This is a genomic window from Desulfopila sp. IMCC35008 (genome assembly GCF_010646885.2).
In the GTDB taxonomy this organism is placed as follows: domain Bacteria; phylum Desulfobacterota; class Desulfobulbia; order Desulfobulbales; family Desulfocapsaceae; genus Desulfopila.
The window spans coordinates 1,140,234-1,163,856 of record NZ_CP050700.1; the positions used below are offsets into that span (position 1 = coordinate 1,140,234).

The following is a 23,623-nucleotide window of genomic DNA, read 5'->3' on the forward strand; positions in this document are numbered from 1 at the left end:
TAGCCGATCTACTCCAGGAAGGAATGGCACTCTTAACTGAGGCGAATATTCCTGACTGTCGAAGTGATGTGTTCCTGTTGTTGGGGCATGTTCTTGAGAAAAGCAGGACCGGGCTGCTCGCAGCAGGAGGCGAACAGGTTGATGCTGTATCAGAGGCCATCTTTAGGAACCTGCTTGACCGACGGTTACAGCGGGAGCCAGTAGCCTATATCATTGGGGAACAGGAGTTTTGGTCCCTGGATTTTATGGTGAACCGTAAGGTGCTGATTCCACGTCCGGAGACTGAATTCCTGCTTGAGCGGGTTATCTCCCATGTGAAGAACAGATCCATTCCAGCAGGCAGGTTTATTGATCTCTGTTGTGGCAGTGGTGTCATTTCAATTGTCCTCGCCCTTGAACTGGCTTGCTCTGTTGAGGCTGTTGATATTTCGGCAGGAGCCTTGCAAGTTACCCGCGATAATTGTCTTAGGCACGGAGTTGATAACCAGGTCCGTTTGATTTGTTCGGACCTTACTTCCTGTTTTCATTCGGAGCGCGATGTTGCTCTGGTCGTTTCCAATCCACCATATGTGAGCCGCAGGGCTATCCGTGATGAACTAGAACCGGAAGTCGCAAGGTTTGAACCGAGACTGGCCCTGGATGGAGGGGAAGAGGGACTCGACCTCGTCCGTCGCATTCGGGTCGACCTCCCTCGAATACTGAAACCAGGTGGTGTTGTTATGATGGAGATCGGTTTTGATCAGGGGGATGCTGTTAAAAGTCTATTTCAGACCGGGATTGAGGGGACACCTTCCTTTAACGAGGTAGAAATCCTCCGGGATTACTCAGGAAGGGATCGAGTGCTCTCAGCAGTTATCGAATAACAAATACCATTGAACAGGATGTAGAATGGATAAGCTCATAATAGAAGGTGGAAAACCGTTACAAGGTGAGGTGAGGATCAGTGGTGCCAAGAATGCCGCGCTGCCTCTGATTGCCGCAACACTTCTTACTTCCGGAATTCATACTCTTCGTAATGTACCTGATCTTCGGGATACCCGGACCATGTTGAGGTTAATGGAAAATCTCGGTGTTCGTCATAGCAGGGAACACGACGTGGTAACAATCGACACTACAGATCTCTACCACGCTGAAGCAGCTTATGATCTGGTGAAAACAATGCGGGCCTCAGTGCTGGTGCTTGGGCCATTGGTCGCCAGGCTCGGTAAAGCAAAGGTATCCCTTCCCGGCGGTTGTGCCATTGGGGCGAGACCCATTAACTTTCATATAACCGGACTGGAACGTCTAGGTGTAACCTGCAAACTTGAAAACGGCTATGTGGACGCCTCGATTGAGGGACGCATGAAAGGCGATGTTATCTATTTTGATATTCCGTCCGTTACAGGGACCGAAAATCTATTGATGGCCGCCGTATTTGCCGAAGGCAAGACGGTCATAAAAAATGCGGCACGGGAACCGGAAGTGGGCAACCTTGTCGATATGCTCAATTTAATGGGAGCCCGGATCGAAGGAAAAGGGAGCGACCGGCTGACTATATATGGAGTAGAGCATCTCCAACCTGCGGACTGCGCAATTATCCCTGACCGTATTGAGGCGGGTACCTATCTGCTTGCAATTGCTGCCAGCGGTGGAGAAGGAACCATTACTCATTGCATACCTGAACACCTTCCTTCCCTTCTTGAAAAGATGCGGGCCACTGGTTTGCAGATAGAAGAGGGAGAGGACACTATTACCGTGCGTCAACCCAAAGGTGGCTATGACCGGCTTCAGAGTGTTGATATTACCACGCGTCCATATCCTGGCTATCCTACAGACCTGCAGGCACAGTTTATGGCCCTCATGACGTTGTGTTCAGATGTGTGCGTGATCCAGGAAACAATATTTGAAAACCGCTTCATGCATGTGCCGGAGCTGATGCGACTTGGTGCCAATATTCGAGTCGACGGACACTCTGCGGTGATCAATGGCAGGAGCTTGGATGGTTTGACCGGTGCCCCGGTTATGGCAACAGATTTAAGAGCCAGTTCTTCACTTGTCATTGCCGGACTTGCCGCCTCCGGACGGACTGAAATTTCCCGTATTTATCATTTGGAACGCGGATATGAAAAACTGGTGGAGAAACTATCCGAGCTTGGTGCTAGTGTCTGGAAGGAAAAGGAATAGTCCGGGTTGAAAAGAATAATATTAGTATATAATTAGTCTTACTCCGGAACAGCTCAGATCAAAAATGCGCAAACCATTTTATGAAAATGGCATGTGGCGAGTCACCATAACCGGTACCACTTTCTCCTGAATTGATGAAGATACCTGCATCCAGTGTCATCTCGTCACTGATTGAATATTGCAGGGAAGGTGCCAGGAAAAAGGACTCGTCATCGAGATTTACGATGGTGAGCAGGTTGATAACAGTGAGCATGTTGAGCTGATAGCTCGCGCTAAGCCCAAACGATTGCTCATTTTGCTGGCCATCGTAGTACAGTTCTCCTATCAGGGTGAGGGAATTCGGGAACCCATATTCACAACCCACTATGGCTTGCACTGTTGTGTCGTTGGATTCCCGGTTATAAAAGAAACCACCTTCACTTCTCAGTTCAATGCCGGTCCCTGTAAGGTCACCTTCCAGTTCCCATCCCAGTATGGCTGTTTTTTGCTCTGTATCATACTGGGATATCAGGGCCACATCGCCCAGGTCAAGGAAACCCTTCAGGCGCAGAGCGCCTTTTTCCTCGGAAAGAGTTGCATCAATAATAGACAGATCATTGAGGGAGTATTCTCCCCTGATCGAATCGGTACCTTCCCTCTCGTCTGTTTCGATTTTAGTTGAATCTATCGGATTGAAGATGTCCACCGGTGTCCATATTTTACCAACCCCGAAGGGGATTCGCTGTTTTCCGGCAACGAGACGGGCTCGCTCTCCATCGTAGCTGCCATACAGCCTGTATATTGAAAGATTATTATCTATATAGTCATCGTCCGAGTCGTAAAAAAGGCTGGCATCGCCGAGGAACGTGAGGGAATATTGCTCGTATCCATCAACGGTTGTCAAGGTGTCCAGTCGTAACCTGTTGAGTCCCTGCCAGGAACCATTACTCAAGGATCTGGCAATGGCTGTGTTTTCAAGAAATGCCTCTATTTGTAGCGGAGATACAGCAACGGAATGTGACGGCAAAAGAAAAAACAGGAGAAAAAGAGATGGGAAGAGCCGATCTGTTTTACTCACTGTTTTCTGTCAGTTGACTGTTACGCACGACATGCCCGTCTTCCAGGATGATCGAGTGACGCGCCTTATTGATGACCCGTGGGTCATGGGAAGAAAAAATAATGGTGATCTGCTCATCAATATTGAGTTGTTCCATCATATCCATAAGGTTTGCGGCTGATATGGAATCGAGGTTGGCGGTCGGCTCGTCGGCAAGAATGAGCCGTGGTTTGGCAGCAACGGCACGGGCAACGGCGACCCGCTGCTGCTGTCCTCCGCTCATTTGTCCGGGGAGTTTGGTGAGTAACTCTGTAATTCCGAGTTTGTCAGCCACCTCCAGCACCCGTCTGTCGCAACTCTTGCTATCCTTCCCCTGAAGTTTCATGATGTAACTGATGTTTTCAGCGGCAGTAAGTACCGGGATCAGATTATAGGCCTGAAAGACAAAGCCGATATCGTCACGACGGAGACGGGTGAGATCTTTACCGGTCCAGTTGCTGATAATTTCCCCTTCCAGAGCGACCGTTCCCGAGGTTGGGGAATCGAGCCCGCCTATAATGTTGAGAAGTGTTGTTTTGCCACTTCCGGATGGACCAGAGATAACAACAAAGCCCCCGCGATCGATACGGATATTGATGTCTGCAAGACCAACTATCTCAAGGTCTTTCCCCTTGTCGAAAATCTTGCCGAGATTTCTGGTCTGTAAGAAAGGTTGCATTGCCTGGATCTCCTACATTGCCTGGATAACTTCAACTGGGTGGACTTTTTTAAGTATCCTTAAGGGGACTATTATTGAGGAAAGGGTCGCTAAAATAACTGCAATGCCGGCGGTGATAAAATAATCTGCATGTATGGCGGCATAACTGATAGTGTCCATCCCGAATGTCTCGATTCCTTCGCTGAAAACAGAGAGGTCAAGTCCATATGTCTTAAAGTAAAGAAGTGTCAGGTATCCCAGCAGCGAACCGGAGAGGTACCCGACCATACCAAGAATCACCGATTCGGAAAGGACAATCGCGGTCAGGTGGCTGTAACGGGTGCCGATTGCCATCATGATACCGAACTCACGTAAACGCTCTAGCACCGAGACCATCATAACCCCGAAAATACCGAGAGAGGCGACGGTGAAAACGATAATAGATGTCACCAGGTTGAAGCCATCCATCATCACTTTGCCCTGCATAAGGGCCGGATAGAGTTGATCCCAACGGAACAATTCCCGGTCCGGAAGGGCATTTTGTAATTTGGTGTGGATGGATTCGGTCAGGCCCCTGTCTGAGAGAATGAGTGAAATACGGGTAACACCGTCTTCAATCTGCAGCATCTCGGCAGCTTTCTCCAGATCCATCAATAAAGCCCGGCTGTCGAGCAACATATTGTTGGTCTTGATGATCCCGGAAACCCGCAGGGCGATGGAGCTGATTTCACCACTACTGTCCTGGGCAGAGAGGATAAGCTTTTTGCCGATATCCGTTTTCAGCTTTTCCGCAAGTTTGTAACCGACCAGTACTCCTGTTCCTCTTTGTCCAAAAGAAAATTGCCCTTTTGACATGTACTGGTCGAGTCGACCATGCTTTTTCTCACTCAAAAGGTCCATTCCCAGCAGTGTCGCGTTTTGGGAATAGTGGGCTGTAGCAACCAGGCAATCCTGGATTATTCTTTTAGTAAAACTTTTAATTTCAGGTATGGAATGGATGATACTTTCGACTTCACCCGTATCATGGATTAAACGTTTCAGGTCGTTGTCTTCCCTGTAACCTTTCGCGTAAATAGTGATATCCCCGCTGTCGCTGCGTATGGCGTTATCGATCATCTGTTCCGTCATGCCTTCATAGACACCTTCCATCAGGAGTAACCCCCATAGACTGGTGGTAATCATCAGGATGACAAGGAGTGAGCGCAGCCGTCTCCGGAGCAGTGATGCCCAGCCAATTCTGCATATGAATCTAAACATGGCGCATGGCCTCTACCGGGTTGTAGCGCAGGATTTTGAAAATAGGATAAATGGTGCATCCGACACCTAACAGGAACATGATCGTCATGTCACGGAGGATTGCAATTGGCGAGAAATCAGTGGGCAATGAACTCTGAACCAGACCATATTGTTTGAACTGATCTTCATACCCGGAGAAGTAGAGAGGATGTACTTCAAAATAATAGGCAAGCAGGCCGCCAATCACTCCTCCAAGCAGGACACCAGCCAGGGTCAGCAGGGTTGATTCCAACACCAAAAGGGCAAAAACCTGATTTGAGGTAGTTCCGATCGCCCGCAGTACACCGATCTCCCTGATCCTGGTGAAAACACCGAGCAGGGTGTAGATCATAATGACAAAAAAGATGACGATAAAAATGATGGCCAGGGTAATGTAACCAAAGATGGAATCGAGCTCCATCGCCTGAACCAGGCCAGACATGGTTTCTTGCCAGCTTTCGGCTGTAAACTCGTCTGGTAGAAGGGTTGTAAGTCTCTGGGCCAGTTGTTCTGCACCTTCTGTGAATTTTGGTTGAACTATAATATGGCTTGCCATATTGTACGATGCCATTGCGGAATCAAAGTAACTTTTGGGGACAAAAGCGGACGAACCGTCGAATTCATAGAGCCCGGTCATGAAAATGCCGACAACCGTCAGGTTGTCGGCGGCAAAGGAATAATCGGCACCTGTACCGATATAAGAGATGCTGTCTCCCACGCCAACTCTAAGCTTTTTAGCGAGTTCGAATCCGATATATAATTGGCCTGTTGTAACGTTGCTCAGGTACTTCCCTTCTGTTAATGAACTTTTCAGGCGGGAGATGTGAGCCTCTTTTTCAGGTTCTATGCCGGCGAGTAGGGCCCCTGTGGCTTTTTCATCTGATGAAAAGAGTACAAAAGTCTCGAACCGTTCAGCAAAGACCTCTATTTCATTTTGTGATAGGAGAATTTCCCGTACCGGTTTGATGTCGACCATGATGTGTTCAAGAGACGGGGTGTCCCTGAAACCTTTTCCGGTAATTTGCAGATAACCAGGGTAGAGTTCTACTGCATTCCTGATCATGGTGGAATGACTGCCACCCATGAAAGCGGACGCGAATACCAGGAGAGCGGTCGAGATAGCTGTAAGCAACAGAGTAATGATAGACCGTTTCTTAAAAGTAAGAATGTTTTTTAGGGCCAGTTGCGGCAGCATGTCGTTACCGGGAATATCGTTTTAAAGCCTGTTTTGTAAAATAATTGGGGTTGAGATCAGAATTGAAAAGTGCGTAGTCAATTTTTACGCTGGTTCGATGGTCTTTCTTATCCGGATCGAGAGGTGTCATGAGCCATGCGGTTGGGTAGTAACGGTCATTAAACTTTTTCACATCCGTGTACTCCAGGGTTCGGACACGGATACCGTCTTCATCAAAGTACTGAACAGTGGTCGGCAGAGAATATTGTTTAGAGACCTGCATGACGATCCGTCCCCAGACTACCGGGGCGTGTTCGAGGGGGGCGAGATTCAGGGTGTACTCTTTGCCATTCTCTTCGATCAGGGTCGTTCTATAATCTTTACTCAGTGAACTTTCCTTGACCAGATCGTCATTGGTAAAATCAGAACCCATCCAGCTCTGCAGCATCATGGAGGCGGGAATTTTGATTATTTTTTCTATTCGTGGGATGTACTGCCACATGTTGTTGTCAATTTTCAGGAAGGTGATACCCTTATCCTTTCCCGGGTAGATTATTTTAATAAAGCTTTTTTCAACACCGATGGAATAGCTCTCCATTTTCATGGTGCGTTCCCCGCGGCCGGTTGTCACCACCATGGCAAAGTGTAAAATAGCACTTTCGCCATTGAGGTTGCCTTCCACTTTCTTGATGATCTCGTCTGCACTCGTGGCTAAGCTTGATGTGGGGAGGAACAACAGGAGTGCGAAAAGTGTACTGAATAGGTGGAATGCCGATCGGTACATGGATATTCTCCAGGTGCAAAAAAGAATTAGCTTGATGTGTACTGCATGCTCTACTATGCAGAATATACAATAGGAAGTTGGCGCTGTCGAGTCCTTGTAAGGTCATTGGAGAGGAGTTGGTCAATATCGCTACGCTAAACTACACTTCTGTCCGGTCTTCAGCCTTTTGGTTTCATTTTACCCCAGTAAAGGTACGCCTCGACCCCTGTATTGACCAGATGTCTGTGGTACTTACGAGAATCTCGTTTCACAACCCTGAATAGAAGAGTGAGTTTTGGGATATGGTGAATTAGCTTCTTGGCTGTTTTGTTAAAACCTGTAATACTTGCAGAATGAAGAGTGATCAGGAATTTGATGAAGAGGAATGATATGACCGCCCGGTGCAGGGGAAATTTATAGATGAATACACTGAAAAAGTGGATCAAAAAAAGGCAGGAACTGGTCATTGTCGCCGGGTTTGTTCTGCTGATCGGTTTATTGATATACCTGAGCCTCAATATGAAGCAGAATTATTTCAGGGGAGGGGACAAGGGTGATAAGGAGAAGATGCGTGAGCGGGTTAATTTAACAACCCAATCTGCTGAGTCAGGTGATGTTGATAGTGAAGGGAATCAAAAAAGTGGTTTGCCGATAACCACTTATTTTTTAAAACCTTCTCCAGCTGAAGTGATGAGTATGGTTAAGGAGATCGTGGGATCGGAGCTGCCTGTTCCTGAAGAAAAATACAATAACCTGCGGATCGTCTGGCCCGCTTACTTCTTCAAAATTTTGGAGCAGGATTCGGTAAAGGCAACTGTTCTTTTCGATACCTCAAAAGATGGGTTCGGTGTTAATATTTCTACTGAAATTAATATACTGGATAACCCGGATATCCTCGCCGCACTTCCATACCAAAAGGTTTGGCTTGCAGGGGAGATAAGTGCGATTGATCCGGATGGAACAGGTACCATCTATATGACTACCGAGCATGTCCGTTTCAGGGAAGAGCTTGAAGAGGTAAAACGGGCCGAGTCGAAAAGTACTAAGTAGTTCCCATCCTAAAACGACCCTTCTGCCCAATCTCAGCGTTCCGGCTACATTATTTATCCTCCGAATATCGTACATATGCGTGCGGTACATAATTAAGCCACGCCTCGATATTGAACAGAATGCTGAGTTTTAGAATGGGAACCTATTTACAAAACTCAGTGATGAGCTCAGGAGGGCAAAGGTAAGGTGATAATGAAGCTGGCTCCGCCCGCTTCTGAACGGCCGATATTAATACTTCCTGAGTGATCCTCAATGGTCTGTTTCACGATTGCCAATCCAAGCCCTGTACCGTCGGCACGCGAGGTGAAAAAAGGTTCGAAGATGTTGTCCTGAATCTCCTTATCGATACCGGGGCCGTTATCACTGACCGTTATTTCTGTGAGATCCCCTTCTTTTTCATCCCGTATTTCGCGGGCTTCGATTATGATGACCTCCTCCCCCGGAAGACAGAACGCCAAGGCGTTTTGGATAAGGTGATTGAAGACAGTGAACATCTGCTTGGGATCAGCCCAGATGTCCGTTACATTGTTTACTATGATTTTAACCTGTGTCGAAACCGGCCAACTGGGGTCGGCTTTTGCCACCTGTATGACCTCCTCCAGGCAGCCCGTTATGGAGAACCATTCCCTGTTGATATTCTCTGGTCGTGAAAATTTCAGAAAATCGGAGATGGTGCCGATCATCCGGTTTGACTCCCTGAGAATGATGTGTGCGAGCTCGTAATGAACGAGGTTCTCTGTATTTTCCTGGGCAAACTCTTTCGCCAATATCTGGGCGGAACCGGATATCGCGGTCAGGGGATTACGGAAGTCATGGGCAATGGATGCACTCATCATACCGATAGCGGCAAGTTTCTCCGCTTGGCGCATCTGCCTCTCCATCTGCTCTATCTCACTGATATCGCGTAAAGTGATGATCTTGTGCCGGTCCAGTGAGTCGTAACCGGTTTCTTCCGGTTGCTTGAGGTCTACGTGGGAATAACCAAGCCGGATTTTTTTACCGTCGAGGCGGACAAAATTGGCCGCCTGTCGCATTCGTGGAGCGTTCAGGTTGAAGCTGGGGAAGACCCTGTCCACTTTTCGGCCCAGTAGCTTTTCCATGGCATAGCCGGTTATCCGCTCAGAGGCACCGTTTGCAGAGGTGATCAAGCCACGATGATCGATAGTGATAATACCGGTGCCGATATTATCAAAAATCTGTTTATAGAGTATTGCCAGCCTGTCGTAACTCTTGATTGAATCAGTGAGAGCTGATTCGGTGGACTTGACTCGCATCGAGAAAAGTCCGCTCAAGATCGCGGCCAGGAAAAAGGTGAGACCGTGAACGGCAAAACGGTTCAGGGCGACCATCTGGTCCTGGTTGCCGGTATAACCCATAGCCATGATGTGGTCAGGGTAGTAATCGCCCATCAGCTCCAACGCAAGGATAATACCGAATTGCAGAGTCGAGGCCGCCGCCGACACTAACCCCCCTTTTCGAGGCAGCAACAGTCCCCCGGCAATGATGGGAAAGAAGTAGACAGAGGTAAAACCGGAACGGGAGATACCTGTAGAATAGACCAGCACAGTGGCAAAAATCGTATCAAGAAGTATCTGGACAAATCCGGCTTTACGGATATTGGCTTCACTTACCAGAAGATAAAAACCGGAACCAATGGAGGTGAGATACACAGCCATCAGCAGGCCGATCATGATATCAGGAGGGATCAGGATCAGGTCAAAGCTCGATTTGCGGAAAAAATAATTCAGGCCGAGCAGCAGGGTATAAAGCAGTACGCGCAGGAGCAACATCCACAATATCTGGTACTTGAGGATTTCGTCCATGGCCGAACTGCGGGGTGATGATGTGAACAGGTCCTTGAATGCCATAACTCAGCCGGGATTAATCTATGCCGTATTTTTTAACTTTATATCGCAGTGACCTGAAACTAATCTTGAGGAGGTCGGCAGCCCTCATCTTGGAGTTGTTGGTCTTTTCCAGGGCATGGCGGATCAGCCTTTTTTCCAACCCCACAATGATGTTTTCAAGACCTATGTCATACAATTCCTCTTCACTTGTAACTGCTTTGAAGGTGTCATGGGCATCTTCCACTTCAGGTTGAGATGATTGGGAATTACTTCGCGGCAGGGTCAGGTTTTCAGGCAGGATGATATTTGAGCTTTCGAGGGCAACACCGCGCTCGATTATGTTTTCGAGTTCCCTTACATTGCCTGGAAAGTTGTAATTCATGAGGACTTCCATGGCATAGGAAGATATTTCTCTTACTTCCTTGCCAAGCAGGGAGGAATATTTTTCCAGAAAATGGTTGACCAGGAGCGGGACATCGCCTTTACGCTCCCTGAGCGGCGGTACCCTGATGGGGACAACGGCCAGGCGGTAAAAAAGATCTTCCCTGAATCGACCGGCGGCAATTTCATCCTCTAGTATCCTGTTGGTTGCGGCAATAATGCGGACATTTATCTGTTGAATACGGTTTCCACCAACCGGCTTGATCTCTCTTTCCTGAAGTACACGGAGCAGCTTGGTCTGGATAATTGGTGTCAGTTCGCCAATCTCATCTAGAAAAGCGGTTCCGTGGTCCGCCTCTGCAAAGAGGCCTTTTTTGTCACTTATGGCTCCGGTGAATGATCCTTTGACGTGGCCGAACAATTCACTTTCCATCAACTCTTCAGGGATGGCGCTACAGGTGATGGGAATAAATGCATTCCCTGCAACCTTGGAATTCGCGTGGATGGCCTGGGCCACAAGCTCTTTGCCGGTACCCGATTCCCCATAGATAAGTACGTTGGCCGGCGTTGGTGCGACCCGCTTCACCATGTCAAATATCTTGAGCATCTCGCGGCTCGAACCGATAATTCCAGGGAATGAATCGGAGATCTTTTCTGTCCTGTTCTCCCCATCTTTCTTTTTAGTGGCAGACTCAATAACCGATTTGATTTCATCAACGTTGAAGGGTTTACTGATGTAATCAAAAGCGCCGTTTTTCATGGCGAGGACCGCATCGTTTGGTGAAGCGAAGGCGGTGATCATGATGACCGGCATATCTGGACTTTCTTCCTTGACTGCGGCCAGCAGGTCCAGACCGCTCATGCCCGGCATCCTGTTATCGGTGATGATCAGGTCGCAAGAGTTATCCTGCAGATGCTCCAGGGCACTCGCCCCGTTCGGTGCGGTGGTTACATCGTATCCTTCTTTGGTGAGGAGTATTTTAAGAAAGTCACGCATACTGCGTTCATCATCTACAATCAGTATGGAAATCATGGTGGAAACGATGGCTCCTCGTCAATGGCTCTCTATGGGAAGCGGAAGTTGCGCCCGATCCTCTCAAAATAAACAGATTACCTGCAAGTTTAGTCGAAACAGTGAGATAGCACAAGAGGTTACTGTTGTGCTTCAGGCCCCTCAAGGTGGTGGGATTCCGAAGATATGAGCATTTCCTTTTCCCGTCGTGCCATTTTCTTAATCCGGTACTCCCGTTTCCCGGCTTCACTGCGGTTTGCGGCGTTTTCATAGTACACCATTTCAACCGGCTGGCGGCTTCTGGTGTATCTGGTTTCGGAACCGGGACTGTTATGTTCTGCTAACCGGCGACCGAGGTGGGTGGTGATACCGGTATACAGTGTGTCGTCACAGCAACGAAGTATATAGACGTACCAGTTTTTTGTCTCTTTCGCAGGTTTCATCGGCTGTACGTTTTCTCGCTCTTTGCGTTGCAAATTTACCCTGTAGATGGTAAACGTTCTGGGTCTCCGGCCTCTGGAAAAAGGTCCCATTCGTTTTATAATCGTCGGGGATTAATGATGTACGGAATAACTTAAATAGATACCATGACAGACCAGAATTCAACAGAACAGTTTGAAAGCCAGGCACTAACAGAGCATCTGCGGGAACTCCGTACATGCTTGATTGTCTCCTTTGTTGCCGTTTTTCTCGGCTTTTGCGCTTCTTATGCCTTTATCCGCCCCATAGGCCACCGATTTTTTCAACCCTTGACCGAGGTTTTACCCGAAGGAAGCTCCCTCATCTTCACCTCGTACCAGGAAGGGTTTTTTTTTATCTAAAACTCGCTTTAGTTTGCGGAATCCTGCTGGCCAGCCCGGTCATTTTCAGCCAGATTTGGAAATTTATTGCCCCCGGATTATACCGGCATGAAAAACGGTTACTGTTGCCTTTCAGCCTATTATCGACTTGTTGTTTTCTGGGTGGTGCGGCATTCGGCTATTATGTAGTTTTTCCTCCTGCTTTTCGTTTCCTGGTTGGGTATTCCAATGAGTTCCTTACCTCTCTGCCATCGGTAAGTGAATATTTTTCATTGGCTTTACGGCTCCTGCTTGCTTTTGGTGCAATTTTTGAAATGCCGATCCTTATGGTATTCTTGGCAAAATTCGGAATCATCGATGTGTCGTTTCTTAATCGTAACCGAAAATACGCCATCCTGATTAATTTTATTATTGCAGCGATTCTTACACCTACACCTGATGTGGTCAACCAGATGATGATGGGAATACCGCTACTGGTGTTATATGAAATCAGTGTTCTTTGCGTTTGGCTTTTTGGGCGTAAAAAATTCATGGTGCCGGAAAGTGATTGATCTTCGAGCTCAAATGGTGGAATCAAACTGGATTTCCTGACAAACGTGCAGTATAAATGAAGGGTGCTTTACATTAAAACTTAAATGGCAGCCTATTGTGTTCACTTGATACCGCTACCTACAAACAGGAGGGACGATTATGAGTTTTCCTGCAGATTATGAAAAGATTCTGGAGACAGGCCGACCACCGAATATACAAAGGCTCTTTCCCAATTCAAAAGCACTTCTAGTGAGCGGCAAAGTGATCGACCGGGCACTCCTGGAGAAGTCACAAGCGATGACCATTGCTGCAAACGGCCGTTCCAATATTGTTATCCGCGGTGCCCTGAAAGCAGCCCAGCGTGCTGATGCAGCTATAATTGTTGAGATTGCCCGTTCAGAGGGTACCTACTGCGCGGTAAATTTTTTTAATATCGCCCGCCAGGTTGATGCGATCTGTAACGAGCTTGGTATAACCGTTCCGGTGGCGATTCATGCAGATCATTACGGCCTCAAGAGTGAAGATGACCTGCCGTATGCCAAAATGGAGATCCCTTCCATGTTCGATGCAGGCGTAACTTCTATCGCTATCGATGCCTCGCATATGACCGATGACAAAAACCTGTTGGCCAACATCGAACTCAATAGTTTGATTCCCGGTTGGGCCGGTCTTGAAACAGAGGTCGGGGAGATAAAAGGAGATCAGGGTCTTTCGACCGTGGATGATGCCTCGTTTCTGATCAAAGGGCTCAATGCCCATGGCATTTCAGCTGACTGGATCGCCTTGAATAATGGCTCCGCGCATGGTATCGAGGCGAGTGGGCAGGGAATCCAGGTGGAACTTACGGCAACCATCCATGAGGCTCTTTCTTCATACAGGGTGTCAGGAGCACAACATGGTACTTCCGGCAACAACTCTGATAAACTGCGGGCCATAGCAGGTAGGACCAAGACTACCAAGGCGAATGTGGCCACCGCTTTACAGATGGTTGCCTGGGGAGTCGAGGTCAACGATTACGGTAATGCCATCTTTGATAATGACGGAAGTTTCAGGAAGGTTAAGGGAGAGGGCGTAACCGCGGAACTATGGGAAGAAATGACCAATTATGCCGAGAAACAGGGCTGGCAAGGTGGTAATTACAAGAAATTGAACCTGCCTTTTGAGAGTAAGATCATGGCGTTACCTCGGGACGTGCGTGAACGTATGAGCAGCAGGGTTGAGGATTTTGTCCATAACATGCTTACCAATGTCTTCAATGCCGGTGGTACGGGTGCCATAGCCAGGGATATTCTGGCCGGAGCAGGTGGGTATGATCTTGGCCCCAAGGCGGAGCAGATAGAAAATGTTGCTGATTGGACCAAAGAACTTATTATAGAAAGGGCAAAAACGTTAGATGTGGATAAAGGGCCGGAAGGGGATTTCGACGATTAGCCGGGCGGGAAGCCTGTGCTGGACTTTCTGGATATAGAGTGATAACTGCTTGACAGATATCCGGATTCTTAATGGAATCCGGATTTTTATTGGGGTGTGAATAGCAAGATGAAAAAGATATTGGTAACGGGGGCTGCTGGTTTTATCGGGGCCCATTTGAGTCAGAAATTGATCGCCAATGGGGCGGAAGTGTACGGGATTGACAACATCAATGATTATTACAGTCCACAGCTCAAGATAGACAGAATGGCTGCCCTGGCAGAAGGGGAGCGCTTTACCCATCTGAATATGGATATCTCCGATCGGCAGGCCATGGCCCAGCTGTTTCAAGAGCACTCTTTTGATTGTGTGGTCAATCTTGCCGCCCAGGCAGGTGTTCGCTATTCTCTTGAAAACCCGCACTCCTATGTTGATACGAACCTGGTTGCTTTTGTAAATATCCTTGAAGGGTGTCGGCATTCCGGCGTAAAACATTTTGTTTATGCATCGTCCAGCTCCGTGTACGGGGCCAATACCACCATGCCTTTCTCTGTCCACGACAACGTGGATCATCCTGTGTCCCTCTATGCTGCGTCCAAAAAGGCCAATGAGTTGATGGCCCATACGTATAGTCACCTCTTTGGGCTGCCTACTACCGGGTTACGCTTTTTTACCGTGTACGGACCGTGGGGACGGCCCGATATGGCGTTGTTCCTGTTTACCAAGGCGATTCTTGCCGGGGAACCGATTAATGTGTTCAACAACGGTAATATGGAACGGGATTTCACCTTTATCCATGACATTGTGGAGGGTGTGTTCCGTGTTATCTACAAAGTACCTGAACCCAACCCGGCCTGGAGCAGTGCTGACCCCGATCCAGCCACGTCCTATTGTCCGTATCGAGTCTACAACATCGGAAATAACAACAAAGAAAAACTGCTGAGGTATATCGAAATACTTGAAGATTGCCTGGGGAAAAAAGCGGAAATGAACCTGATGCCGATGCAGCCGGGTGATGTTCCGGCGACCTACGCTAATGTCGACGACCTGGTGGCAGATCTTGATTATAAACCGGGAACAACCCTGGAATACGGCATCGACAAATTTGTCAGCTGGTATAAAGAATATTATAAGGTTTTGTAAATAACATTTTGTTGTCCTAAAGGGTTGGTTTGTCTTTTATGACGGCCAGCCCCGGTAGTAATGTCTGAGTGGCGTGGACCCCGCGCCACTGTCGGATGGTTGATGACAGGAAGTGGGTGAGCAGCTCCGCATCCGATGAGAGCAGGTCTCTCGTCAAAACTACCTTGCAGATAATATCGATGGAGCCGTGAACGGAGTGTACTTCACGAACTTCACTGAGTTCAACCAGCTTGTCAAAAATACGGTCTTCATGCTTGCCATCCACATTGAGCAGGATGAAGGCGGTGATCTCCCGTCTCATTTCAGGGTATTCCTGTTCCTGGTGCTCAGCCATTTTCTCGCGGAATACTTCCATATCCTTGGGGATGAGTTTGTCTACCCCGATGCCGTATTTTCTTTTTTGCCCCTGTTCCCACTGGTGTACAGAAATGTACAGATAGAGGTCGTCGATTGTCCTGTTCTTAAATGATTGTATGAGTCTGCTGTTTCGGATCAGTGTGGCCAGTGGCTTATAGATGGTGCGATACCAGTCGGCAGCAGCCTGTTGGTAGGTGATGTCCTTTTCCTCTGTTTCTGACAGGTAACTCTGGTGCTCTCGAATCTGCCAGTCCAGACGAGGAAACTGGCCGAGTTCCGTGAGCTCGATGTTCTGGGTTAACCCTGTTTTATCGCGAAACTCGGATCGTTCCATGTACAGTCTGTTGTCAAGGGTGTCGCCGGAGGGCAGGAGCTCCAGGATACATGCCTTGATATGGCTGTGTCCCAGTTTCCTGGCGGCGGTGACCCGGTGATGACCATCAAGGATGAAGTATTCCTCCTTTATCTGGTAAAGGGATATGGGGGGCAATGACTTCCCTGATTTCATTCGTTCTATGATGGCCATAAGGCGTTCATCCATAGAGCCTGATTTAGGCTCGAATTTACTGTCAAAATCCCGGTACCTGCCTACACTGCCGATAATTTTTTCAAGGGCAACCATAGAGGTCCCGCGATCTACCGGGTCATAAGCTCCTTCACTTTCCTGGCGTTCCCCAAAACTCTGGAGTTGATCTTTTTCCTGTTCATTGGAAAAGAGTCGCTTAAGAAAGGCCATCGGTCGGGAATGTGAAGGTGTAGTAGCCATAACAGTTTATCACCTTGGTGTTGTCGTAGCGGGTGATCCGCTCATCATCATTATTGAACAACTTATGAATGTGTCCATGGAGGAACAGAGGGGGCTTGTATTTTTCTATAAACGTTCGATAGATGTTAAAACCCCTGTGGCAACGGTCTTCTTCATCGTTGATGTAACGTGGTGGAGCATGGGTTACCACCCAGTCGACTCCCTTTTTTCGCCAAAGCGTGAATTTGAGCCTGCGGATGAAACCGGTCATCTCCCGCTCGGTGAACTGGTTGACATTGCCATTATACCAACGACTTCCGGAAAAACCAGTTATCCTGATATCTTTATACGTTATGAGTCTTCTGTTGATAGAGGTGCATCCCAAGGGAGGACTGCTTTTGTAGCGCAGGTCGTGATTACCCAATACATAGAAGAGGGGTGTGTCGTATCTGGCTTTGAGAGACGTCAGGTATTCAGGGGGGAGGTCGCCACAGGAGATGACGAGATCGATATCCGGTAGCAGGGGACTGCCCCCGGCAGTCTCAAGAAGTTCTTCACGAACTGTGTCTGCTACGACCAGGACTTTCATGCGCTTGGTGTGCGGCATGTTGTAAAAAGGTTAAGCGTATCTTTCAGCTGTTGTCCCTGGGTGGGATGTCGAGAAGCTGAAGGCTCGCCCTGACGATAGCCGCTGTATCGATATGATTGTTTTTCCACAGTGTTTTCTGGGGGCCGTGTTCGATAAAACTATCAGGATAGCCGAGAAGACGTGTTTTTACCGAACTGATATTTTTGGAGCTTAGCAGCTCAAGGATGCCGGTGCCAAAACCTCCACTTGTCACGTGGTCTTCTATGGTGATCAGGGCACCTGTATGCTCAGCCCACGTGCAGATCAACTCCGCATCGAGAGGTTTGACAAAACGAGGGTTGATAACCGCCGCATGAACACCATCTTCTTGAAGTTTTTCTGCAGCTTTCAACGCAGGGTACACCCTGTTTCCTATGGGTAGCAACAAGATGTCGTCGCCCTCAACCAATAACTCCCCTTTGCCAATTTCAAGCTCTTCGAATCCCTCTGTTTGGTCGATATCTTCACCTGCACCGCGTGGGTAACGCACCGCTGTAGGGCCGTCGTAACGAATGGCTGTATAGAGCATATGCCGCAATTCCTCTTCATCCTTTGGTGTCATGATAACCATGTTAGGGATGAAGCGCAGGAACGAAATATCAAATACTCCATGATGAGTCGGACCGTCATCACCAACCACACCGCCTCTGTCGATAGCAAAGGTGACAGGCAGGTTGGGGATGCAAACGTCATGTATAATCTGGTCCATTGCACGTTGCATAAAGGTCGAATAGATGGCCACCACTGGACGATGTCCCTCAGCAGCCATACCTGCGGCAAAAGTTACCGCGTGCTGTTCGGCGATACCCACGTCAAAAAAACGTTCAGGATATTGTTCAGCAAAAGGCAGCAGCCCTGTCCCGCCCGTCATGGCTGCAGAAATCGCTGTCACACGGTCGTCCTGTTCCGCGATATCACAAATGGCCTGGCCAAAAACCTGGGTATAACTGGCAGGTCCCTTGGATTTGCGAATGGTACCGGTCTCAATACTGAAAGGGCCGACCCCATGGTAGGCGCCGGGGTTCTTTTCAGCTGGCTTATACCCTTTGCCCTTGGTGGTTAGTACGTGGACCAGTGTTGGTCCATGATAGTTGTCCCGCGTGACCTGAAGGGTGGATATCAGATCATCGAGTTCGTGTCCCTGTATTGGTCCGATATAATCAAATTTGAAGGCTTCAAAGAGCATGCCGGGTGTAAAGAAACTTTTAAACGATCCCTCGCTTTTTTTCAGTACGTTGAGGATGTTGTCGCCGACATTGGAAAAGGCCTGTAACCTCTCTTCGATATGATTCTTCACCTGACGCATGGTCTTGCCGGTCAGTTTGCGACTCAAAAAGCTGGAGATTGCCCCTACGTTAGGTGAGATGGACATCTCGTTATCATTTAAGATAACGATCAGATCCTTATCCAGGTCTCCTGCATGGTTGAGTGCCTCAAAAGCCATGCCCGCGGTCATGGATCCGTCGCCGATAACAGCAATGGCCCTGTTCCTGTCATGTTTCAGGTCTTTTGAAATGGTCATGCCGAGCGCAGCAGAGATGGACGTAGAGCTGTGACCGGTCTCAAAAGCGTCGTAGGGACTCTCATTTTTTTTTGGAAAACCGCTGAGCCCTTTGTATTGCCTGAGGCTGGCGAAAAGTTCCCTGCGTCCGGTGATGATTTTGTGGGCGTAGGATTGGTGCCCGACATCCCATATCAGTTTGTCTTCCGGGGTGTTGAACACATAATGCAGCGCAAGGGTCAACTCGACTACGCCGAGACTTGGGGCAAGGTGTCCCCCTGTCTTGGAAACGGTGTGGATAATGGTGTCACGCAGTTCCTGAGCAAGTTGTTTCAACTCACCAATGGAGAGTTTTCTGACATCTTCCGGTGAATTGATCTTGGGCAGCAAGCGTGCATCCAGTTCTGTTGTGAAGGTGGGTAACATGTTCGTAATCTATAAGCAAAAGCCGCCAATTTTTGAGACGGCAAACAGTCATCTGTAGTATGTAGAACCCCTTAACTTACTACAGATAGCACAATCTGCAAACGTGTATTGGTGAAAAAAACCGGAATATCAGTGACTGCGGGTATATATATACGTGGCGAGTGCTCTCAGTGGTTCTGCTTTATCGTCAAAACCAGACAAGGCGCGAGTTGATCTTTCTACCGCCTCTTGAGCCAGCTGCCGGGTTTTTTCTATGCCGTAAAAAGCGGGATAGGTTGCCTTTCCACGTTCGGCATCGCTTCCTGCCTCCTTGCCCAACTGTTCTGTTGTTGAGGTGGCGTCAAGCAGATCATCCACTATCTGGAAAGCAAGACCGATATTGTCCCCGTATTGTTGTAGAGCCTCAATTTGTTTCTCATCTGCCCCGGCCCCGACAGCTCCGGTAAGTACAGAACATGTTATCAGGCTACCGGTTTTGTGGCGATGAATGGTCTGCAGGGTCTCTATGGGGTATTCCTTATTTTCATTAATCATATCGAGACTTTGCCCTCCTACCATGCCAATAGAGCCGGCGGCTTGGGCAATAAGAGAAATAATCCGCAGCCTGGCTGTGGCGTTGATAGTACAGATATCCGGTTTGCTGAGCAGGTCAAACGCATACGTCAGCAAGCCGTCGCCGGCAAGAATAGCCCCCGCTTCGCCATAGAGGATATGGTTGGTTGGTTTCCCGCGTCTCAGGTGGTCATCGTCCATGGCCGGCAGATCGTCATGGATCAGGGAGTACGTGTGAATACACTCCAGTGCAACACAAATGGAGAGCAGTTTCTCAGTCATCTCGGGTGAGTCATCGATCGCATTACCTGCTGCAAGACAGAGAATGGGGCGAATTCGTTTTCCTCCCGCAAAGAGGCTGTAGCGCATCGCTTCGATATGTTTTGTAAAGGGCTCTTCGACTGCCAGCATGAAAGCGTCCATCGCTTCTTCGACAACGGCGCGCTGTTCGGCTAAGTATTCTTTAATCTTCATCTTCGCTTTCGTTAAAGGGAACGGCTTCAAGTTTTCCATCTTTTTCCAGCAGGAGTTCTACCTTTGCCCGTGCTTCATCAAGCTGTTCGTTACAAAAGTGGGCAAGCTGAATGCCTTCATCAAATTTCTTGAGGCTTTTGTCAAGACTCAGCTCACCGTCCTCGAGCTCTTCGGTGATCTGTTCCAGGCGAGACAAAGCGGATTCAAATGTTTTTTTGGCCATGGCGGGTAGGATGCTGTTTACTAAAAAGGATATTGAACTGGACTGATATTATGTATAGGGTAGTTTTTACTCTGCGTTGTTCTCAGGTAGCCTGCGGGCCTCATTAGCCCTCTTTCACGTTTTCACTCAGGCCAGACAACACTATACATTTACCATGGAAAAATCAATCGAACTCTTTATCCGATACCTTTCCGTAGAACGGGGGTATTCGGTCCACACTGTGGCTGGGTATAGGCGCGACCTGCTCGAGTTTACAAGCTTTCTGGCTGAAGGTACGGCTGCAAGGCAGGTCTCCTCAACTGACGTACGTGGTTTCGTTGTATCCCTCCATGGCAAAAACAGCGGTGCCACCGTAGGTCGAAAACTCTCTGCGCTCAGGAGCTTTTTCAGGTACCTCCAACGGCATAAATTAATGACGGGTGATCCCCTGGCCGGGGTTGTTGGACCACGCGTTGGCAGATCGATACCCGTTTTCCTGACCGTTGACGAAACCTTTGCCCTGCTCGAAGCCCCTGATGAACGAGACACATTCAAGCTTCGTGATCGGGCTTTGCTGGAGTTGTTATATTCAACGGGGATGCGTGTCTCCGAACTTGTTTCGCGCGATTTTGCCGACCTTGATTTCGAGGAAGAAGTGCTTAGGGTGAGGGGCAAAGGCAACAAGGAGCGGATCGTTCCGGTTGGTCGCCCTGCCGTTGAAGCATTGAATAAATACTTACCGCAACGGCGCCAGTTGCTTGAACAGAGGGCAGCACGCGGGAAAAAGGCGGATACCGATGCCCTGTTTTTAAACAACAGGGGTAGCCGCCTCACAACTCGTAGCGTGGAGAGGTTTGTGCGTGCCTATGGTGAGCGGGCCGGTATTACCCAGATTGTAACCCCGCATGCTTTGCGGCACTCTTTTGCTACCCACCTGCTTGAAATGGGGGCAGATTTGAGATCGGTGCAGGAATTGCTCGGTCATGCCAGCCTGTCCACTACCCAGCGATATACGCACCTGACCCTGGATCATCTTTCGGATGTGTATGATAAGGCTCATCCTCTTGGTGATGACAGGAAGTAATTGACTTAAAGAAGGAAAGAAATAGTAATGAAAATCAGATCAACAACGATTCTTACCGTACGCCATAAAGGGGAAGTTGTCATTGCCGGTGACGGCCAGGTTTCCTTGGGTAACACCGTCATGAAACATAACGCCAGGAAGGTGAGGCGTTTGTACAAGGACCAGGTGATTGTCGGGTTTGCGGGAGCGACTGCGGATGCCTTTACCCTGTTCGGAAAACTGGAGCAGAAGCTGGAACAATACAACGGCAACCTGATGCGTGCCTCCGTTGAGTTGGCAAAAGAGTGGCGAATGGACAAGATGCTGCGGCGGCTTGAGGCGATGATAATCGCCGTCGACAAAGAGCACTCCCTGCTGCTGAGCGGCACCGGTGATGTAATTGAACCGGATGATGGTGGCGTGCTGGCCATCGGTTCCGGTGGTCCTTATGCACATTCGGCAGCTCTCGCCCTGGTTCGAAAGAGCGATCTCGATGCTGAAGAAATTTGCAGGACTGCAATGGAAATTGCTGCTTCTGTCTGTGTTTATACCAATTCCTCTATTGTGCTCGAAAAATTATGAACCCGAATCAATCCCTGACACCAAAAGAAATACTGCTTGAACTGGATAAATACATTATCGGCCAGGCCGACGCGAAACGTTCCGTCGCCATTGCCCTTCGAAACAGGTGGCGCAGGCGGCAGGTTGAATCGCCTTTACGGGAAGAGATCGTCCCGAAAAACATTATCATGATCGGTCCCACGGGAGTGGGTAAAACCGAGATTGCAAGACGGCTGGCCTCGCTTGCCCAGTCTCCGTTTATCAAGGTGGAAGCCTCGAAGTTCACCGAGGTCGGGTATGTGGGCCGTGATGTGGAATCGATGGTCCGTGATCTTGTGGAGTTGGCTATCAACATGGTTAAGGAGGAAGAAAAGAACCGTATATCGGGGATTGCCGAAGCTAATGCTGAGGATAAAATTCTCGACCTTCTGCTTCCGCCCAGCCCGATGTCAGCCCCCCAAAATGGACCTGATGGCACGACCTCCTTTACCATGAAGGGTTATGAGCTGCCTGCAACAACACAGGAGAGGCCGGACCAGAACAGTACCCGTGAGAAGTTCCGGCAGATGTTCCGTGACGGCAAGCTCGATGATCGCGAGGTCGAGTTTTCGCAACAGGAACAGCAATCCATACCCATTATTGAGGTTATGGGGCCGACCGGCGGTGGTGGCATGGACGATATGCAGTCAAATCTCAAGGACGCCTTTTCTAAGATGTTTCCCGGTAAGAAAAAGAAACGTAAGATGAAAGTCCAGGATGCCTACGAGGCCCTGACCAAGGAAGAGATGGAGCGCCTTGTCGACATGGACAACGTGGTAAAAGAGGCGTTGCGTCGTACCGAAGAGTCCGGAATTGTGTTCCTTGATGAAATAGATAAGATCGTCTCAAGAAGTGGTGGTGGTTCCCATGGTCCGGAAGTCTCCCGGGAAGGCGTTCAGCGCGATCTACTTCCCATTGTTGAAGGGGCTACTGTTTCCACCAAGTACGGCATGGTGAAGACGGATCATATCCTGTTTATCGCCAGCGGTGCATTTCACGTCAGTAAACCGTCGGATTTGATTCCTGAATTGCAGGGCCGTTTCCCTATTCGTGTTGAATTGCACCCGCTAGGCAAGGATGAATTTATCCGTATCCTGACCGAACCTGAAAATGCACTCACCAAACAGTACACTGCACTCATGGCCACCGAGGGTGTGAGGCTGATTTTTACCGAAGATGGTATCGAGGAGATGGCGCGTATTGCTGTTGATGTCAACGAGAAGATGGAGGAGATAGGTGCCAGAAGGCTGCATACTGTGCTGGAGCGAGTCCTGGATGCACTCTCCTTCGATGCTTCTGAGCGAGGTGACGAGGAATTTGTTGTTACCGGTGCATATGTCCGTGAGCAATTGACCAATATTATTGAGGATCAGGATCTCAGCAGGTATATCCTGTAATCAAATGTTGGGAGTTGAAATATGCTGAAAAAGTTTTTTAGTTGGGCAAAGAAGGATAACGAGATACCCAGGGAGGTGGATACCACACATCCCGACGTCGACCCTGCAATGCTCTATTGTCCTCAGTGCGGTGATGAGTATAGAGCGGGTATAAGGCAATGTCATGTGTGCGAAGTCGACCTCATCTCCGGCAAGGAAAAACTTGCCGCACTTAAGGAAGAGGAAAAAATGAACGGCGAGAGATCCATGGAGATCAGCCCGGAAGATCGTCTTGTTGCTATCCGTAACGGCAAGCTCCGTGATCTCAAACCGTACCAGGTTCTACTTGCTCGTCATACTATCCCGGCTCTGCTCACCGGAGAATCGGGAAATTGCAGTAAGGGCTGAGGCGGCCCG

The 23,623-nt window shown here is 48.8% G+C and carries 24 protein-coding genes; 11 read left to right on the forward strand and 13 right to left on the reverse strand.

What is annotated here, in order from left to right:
* The first annotated feature begins 23 nt into the window (after positions 1 to 23).
* Both prmC and murA read left to right on the forward strand, forming a co-directional pair.
* Positions 24 to 863, forward strand: a complete 840-nt coding sequence (gene prmC, locus GA520_RS05175) for a peptide chain release factor N(5)-glutamine methyltransferase (protein ID WP_163339616.1) — start codon at positions 24 to 26, stop codon at positions 861 to 863.
* A 25-nt stretch (positions 864 to 888) separates the two neighbouring features.
* Complete coding sequence (gene murA / locus GA520_RS05180) at positions 889 to 2,163, forward strand: UDP-N-acetylglucosamine 1-carboxyvinyltransferase (protein ID WP_163339615.1); 1,275 nt, start codon at positions 889 to 891, stop codon at positions 2,161 to 2,163.
* A gap of 58 nt (positions 2,164 to 2,221) precedes the next feature.
* Here murA and GA520_RS05185 read toward each other — a convergent pair whose 3' ends face one another.
* The 5 genes from GA520_RS05185 to GA520_RS05205 are packed head-to-tail and all read right to left on the reverse strand — an operon-like array spanning position 2,222 to position 7,129.
* On the reverse strand, positions 2,222 to 3,220 hold the full coding sequence (locus tag GA520_RS05185; RefSeq protein WP_163339614.1) for a hypothetical protein: 999 nt from the start codon (positions 3,218 to 3,220) through the stop codon (positions 2,222 to 2,224).
* The gene (locus GA520_RS05190) at positions 3,213 to 3,917 is read right to left on the reverse strand and encodes an ABC transporter ATP-binding protein (RefSeq protein WP_163339613.1); all 705 of its coding nucleotides are present in this window, start codon (positions 3,915 to 3,917) and stop codon (positions 3,213 to 3,215) included. Before GA520_RS05190 ends, GA520_RS05185 begins: the two co-directional genes overlap by 8 nt.
* Positions 3,918 to 3,929: 12 nt before the next feature.
* Positions 3,930 to 5,153 (reverse strand): ABC transporter permease, encoded by a 1,224-nt coding sequence (locus GA520_RS05195; RefSeq protein ID WP_163339612.1) that lies wholly within the window; start codon positions 5,151 to 5,153, stop codon positions 3,930 to 3,932.
* A complete protein-coding gene (locus tag GA520_RS05200; RefSeq protein WP_163339611.1) occupies positions 5,146 to 6,366 on the reverse strand; it encodes an FtsX-like permease family protein in 1,221 nt (406 codons plus the stop codon). Before GA520_RS05200 ends, GA520_RS05195 begins: the two co-directional genes overlap by 8 nt.
* Before the next feature lie 4 nt (positions 6,367 to 6,370).
* On the reverse strand, positions 6,371 to 7,129 hold the full coding sequence (locus GA520_RS05205; protein ID WP_163339610.1) for an outer membrane lipoprotein-sorting protein: 759 nt from the start codon (positions 7,127 to 7,129) through the stop codon (positions 6,371 to 6,373).
* 399 nt (positions 7,130 to 7,528) lie between these two features.
* Between GA520_RS05205 and GA520_RS05210 the strand changes: the two genes are divergently transcribed.
* Entirely contained in the window at positions 7,529 to 8,158 is a 630-nt protein-coding gene (locus GA520_RS05210) for a hypothetical protein (RefSeq protein WP_163339609.1), read from the forward strand.
* A 167-nt stretch (positions 8,159 to 8,325) separates the two neighbouring features.
* Here the strand turns inward: GA520_RS05210 and GA520_RS05215 are convergent, their stop codons facing one another.
* From GA520_RS05215 to GA520_RS05225, 3 genes are all read right to left on the reverse strand, one after another.
* A complete protein-coding gene (locus tag GA520_RS05215; RefSeq protein WP_163339608.1) occupies positions 8,326 to 9,981 on the reverse strand; it encodes a nitrogen regulation protein NR(II) in 1,656 nt (551 codons plus the stop codon).
* Between the two features lie 58 nt (positions 9,982 to 10,039).
* Positions 10,040 to 11,419 (reverse strand): sigma-54 dependent transcriptional regulator, encoded by a 1,380-nt coding sequence (locus tag GA520_RS05220; protein WP_163339607.1) that lies wholly within the window; start codon positions 11,417 to 11,419, stop codon positions 10,040 to 10,042.
* A gap of 119 nt (positions 11,420 to 11,538) precedes the next feature.
* Positions 11,539 to 11,841 (reverse strand): GIY-YIG nuclease family protein, encoded by a 303-nt coding sequence (locus GA520_RS05225; RefSeq protein ID WP_163339606.1) that lies wholly within the window; start codon positions 11,839 to 11,841, stop codon positions 11,539 to 11,541.
* 144 nt (positions 11,842 to 11,985) lie between these two features.
* On the opposite strand from GA520_RS05225, the gene GA520_RS05230 reads away from it, so the two are divergent.
* The 4 genes from GA520_RS05230 (at position 11,986) to GA520_RS05245 (ending at position 15,282) form a co-directional block, all read left to right on the forward strand.
* Complete coding sequence (locus tag GA520_RS05230; RefSeq protein WP_240910218.1) at positions 11,986 to 12,219, forward strand: twin-arginine translocase subunit TatC; 234 nt, start codon at positions 11,986 to 11,988, stop codon at positions 12,217 to 12,219.
* Positions 12,135 to 12,749, forward strand: coding sequence for a twin-arginine translocase subunit TatC (tatC, locus tag GA520_RS05235; RefSeq protein ID WP_240910229.1), 615 nt, complete (start codon positions 12,135 to 12,137; stop codon positions 12,747 to 12,749). Before GA520_RS05230 ends, tatC begins: the two co-directional genes overlap by 85 nt.
* Before the next feature lie 139 nt (positions 12,750 to 12,888).
* Entirely contained in the window at positions 12,889 to 14,160 is a 1,272-nt protein-coding gene (locus tag GA520_RS05240) for a class II fructose-bisphosphate aldolase (RefSeq protein WP_205749353.1), read from the forward strand.
* A 108-nt stretch (positions 14,161 to 14,268) separates the two neighbouring features.
* A complete protein-coding gene (locus GA520_RS05245; RefSeq protein ID WP_163339604.1) occupies positions 14,269 to 15,282 on the forward strand; it encodes an NAD-dependent epimerase in 1,014 nt (337 codons plus the stop codon).
* A gap of 16 nt (positions 15,283 to 15,298) precedes the next feature.
* Here GA520_RS05245 and GA520_RS05250 read toward each other — a convergent pair whose 3' ends face one another.
* The 5 genes from GA520_RS05250 to GA520_RS05270 all read right to left on the reverse strand — a co-directional run bounded on the left by GA520_RS05250 (position 15,299) and on the right by GA520_RS05270 (position 20,188).
* Positions 15,299 to 16,405: an Lrp/AsnC ligand binding domain-containing protein gene (locus tag GA520_RS05250; RefSeq protein ID WP_163339603.1), complete on the reverse strand. Its 1,107-nt coding sequence runs from the start codon at positions 16,403 to 16,405 to the stop codon at positions 15,299 to 15,301.
* Positions 16,362 to 16,973: a metallophosphoesterase gene (locus GA520_RS05255; RefSeq protein WP_163339602.1), complete on the reverse strand. Its 612-nt coding sequence runs from the start codon at positions 16,971 to 16,973 to the stop codon at positions 16,362 to 16,364. Before GA520_RS05255 ends, GA520_RS05250 begins: the two co-directional genes overlap by 44 nt.
* A 43-nt stretch (positions 16,974 to 17,016) precedes the next feature.
* Positions 17,017 to 18,939 carry a 1-deoxy-D-xylulose-5-phosphate synthase gene (dxs, locus tag GA520_RS05260; protein WP_163339601.1) on the reverse strand — a complete coding sequence of 641 codons (1,923 nt, stop codon included), beginning with the start codon at positions 18,937 to 18,939 and terminating at the stop codon, positions 17,017 to 17,019.
* Positions 18,940 to 19,068: 129 nt separating this feature from the next.
* The gene (locus GA520_RS05265; protein WP_163339600.1) at positions 19,069 to 19,965 is read right to left on the reverse strand and encodes a polyprenyl synthetase family protein; all 897 of its coding nucleotides are present in this window, start codon (positions 19,963 to 19,965) and stop codon (positions 19,069 to 19,071) included.
* Positions 19,955 to 20,188 (reverse strand): exodeoxyribonuclease VII small subunit, encoded by a 234-nt coding sequence (locus GA520_RS05270; RefSeq protein ID WP_163339599.1) that lies wholly within the window; start codon positions 20,186 to 20,188, stop codon positions 19,955 to 19,957. The genes GA520_RS05265 and GA520_RS05270 overlap by 11 nt, the downstream gene beginning before the upstream one ends.
* A 154-nt stretch (positions 20,189 to 20,342) precedes the next feature.
* On the opposite strand from GA520_RS05270, the gene xerC reads away from it, so the two are divergent.
* Genes xerC through GA520_RS05290 form a run of 4 tightly spaced genes read left to right on the forward strand, consistent with a single transcriptional unit; the run spans position 20,343 to position 23,614 of the window.
* Positions 20,343 to 21,251, forward strand: coding sequence for a tyrosine recombinase XerC (gene xerC / locus GA520_RS05275; protein WP_163339598.1), 909 nt, complete (start codon positions 20,343 to 20,345; stop codon positions 21,249 to 21,251).
* Positions 21,252 to 21,278: 27 nt separating this feature from the next.
* The gene (hslV, locus tag GA520_RS05280) at positions 21,279 to 21,812 is read left to right on the forward strand and encodes an ATP-dependent protease subunit HslV (protein WP_163339597.1); all 534 of its coding nucleotides are present in this window, start codon (positions 21,279 to 21,281) and stop codon (positions 21,810 to 21,812) included.
* Entirely contained in the window at positions 21,809 to 23,227 is a 1,419-nt protein-coding gene (gene hslU, locus GA520_RS05285) for an ATP-dependent protease ATPase subunit HslU (RefSeq protein WP_163339596.1), read from the forward strand. The genes hslV and hslU overlap by 4 nt, the downstream gene beginning before the upstream one ends.
* A 21-nt stretch (positions 23,228 to 23,248) precedes the next feature.
* Positions 23,249 to 23,614 (forward strand): hypothetical protein, encoded by a 366-nt coding sequence (locus tag GA520_RS05290; protein ID WP_163339595.1) that lies wholly within the window; start codon positions 23,249 to 23,251, stop codon positions 23,612 to 23,614.
* Positions 23,615 to 23,623 lie beyond the last annotated feature (9 nt).

Bases quoted from the DNA above. Each gene is read 5' to 3' on its own strand.
- hslU (WP_163339596.1), top strand. From the start codon at position 21,809: ATGAACCCGAATCAATCCCTGACACCAAAAGAAATACTGCTTGAACTG.
- GA520_RS05195 (WP_163339612.1), bottom strand. From the start codon at position 5,153: ATGTTTAGATTCATATGCAGAATTGGCTGGGCATCACTGCTCCGGAGA.
- GA520_RS05200 (WP_163339611.1), bottom strand. From the start codon at position 6,366: ATGCTGCCGCAACTGGCCCTAAAAAACATTCTTACTTTTAAGAAACGG.
- GA520_RS05225 (WP_163339606.1), bottom strand. From the start codon at position 11,841: ATGAAACCTGCGAAAGAGACAAAAAACTGGTACGTCTATATACTTCGT.
- prmC (WP_163339616.1), top strand. From the start codon at position 24: ATGGCACTCTTAACTGAGGCGAATATTCCTGACTGTCGAAGTGATGTG.
- GA520_RS05265 (WP_163339600.1), bottom strand. From the start codon at position 19,965: ATGAAGATTAAAGAATACTTAGCCGAACAGCGCGCCGTTGTCGAAGAA.
- GA520_RS05190 (WP_163339613.1), bottom strand. From the start codon at position 3,917: ATGCAACCTTTCTTACAGACCAGAAATCTCGGCAAGATTTTCGACAAG.
- GA520_RS05255 (WP_163339602.1), bottom strand. From the start codon at position 16,973: ATGAAAGTCCTGGTCGTAGCAGACACAGTTCGTGAAGAACTTCTTGAG.
- xerC (WP_163339598.1), top strand. From the start codon at position 20,343: ATGGAAAAATCAATCGAACTCTTTATCCGATACCTTTCCGTAGAACGG.
- GA520_RS05205 (WP_163339610.1), bottom strand. From the start codon at position 7,129: ATGTACCGATCGGCATTCCACCTATTCAGTACACTTTTCGCACTCCTG.
- GA520_RS05270 (WP_163339599.1), bottom strand. From the start codon at position 20,188: ATGGCCAAAAAAACATTTGAATCCGCTTTGTCTCGCCTGGAACAGATC.
- GA520_RS05220 (WP_163339607.1), bottom strand. From the start codon at position 11,419: ATGATTTCCATACTGATTGTAGATGATGAACGCAGTATGCGTGACTTT.
- GA520_RS05245 (WP_163339604.1), top strand. From the start codon at position 14,269: ATGAAAAAGATATTGGTAACGGGGGCTGCTGGTTTTATCGGGGCCCAT.
- GA520_RS05250 (WP_163339603.1), bottom strand. From the start codon at position 16,405: ATGGCTACTACACCTTCACATTCCCGACCGATGGCCTTTCTTAAGCGA.
- murA (WP_163339615.1), top strand. From the start codon at position 889: ATGGATAAGCTCATAATAGAAGGTGGAAAACCGTTACAAGGTGAGGTG.
- GA520_RS05215 (WP_163339608.1), bottom strand. From the start codon at position 9,981: ATGGACGAAATCCTCAAGTACCAGATATTGTGGATGTTGCTCCTGCGC.
- GA520_RS05240 (WP_205749353.1), top strand. From the start codon at position 12,889: ATGAGTTTTCCTGCAGATTATGAAAAGATTCTGGAGACAGGCCGACCA.
- GA520_RS05290 (WP_163339595.1), top strand. From the start codon at position 23,249: ATGCTGAAAAAGTTTTTTAGTTGGGCAAAGAAGGATAACGAGATACCC.
- GA520_RS05210 (WP_163339609.1), top strand. From the start codon at position 7,529: ATGAATACACTGAAAAAGTGGATCAAAAAAAGGCAGGAACTGGTCATT.
- dxs (WP_163339601.1), bottom strand. From the start codon at position 18,939: ATGTTACCCACCTTCACAACAGAACTGGATGCACGCTTGCTGCCCAAG.
- hslV (WP_163339597.1), top strand. From the start codon at position 21,279: ATGAAAATCAGATCAACAACGATTCTTACCGTACGCCATAAAGGGGAA.
- GA520_RS05230 (WP_240910218.1), top strand. From the start codon at position 11,986: ATGACAGACCAGAATTCAACAGAACAGTTTGAAAGCCAGGCACTAACA.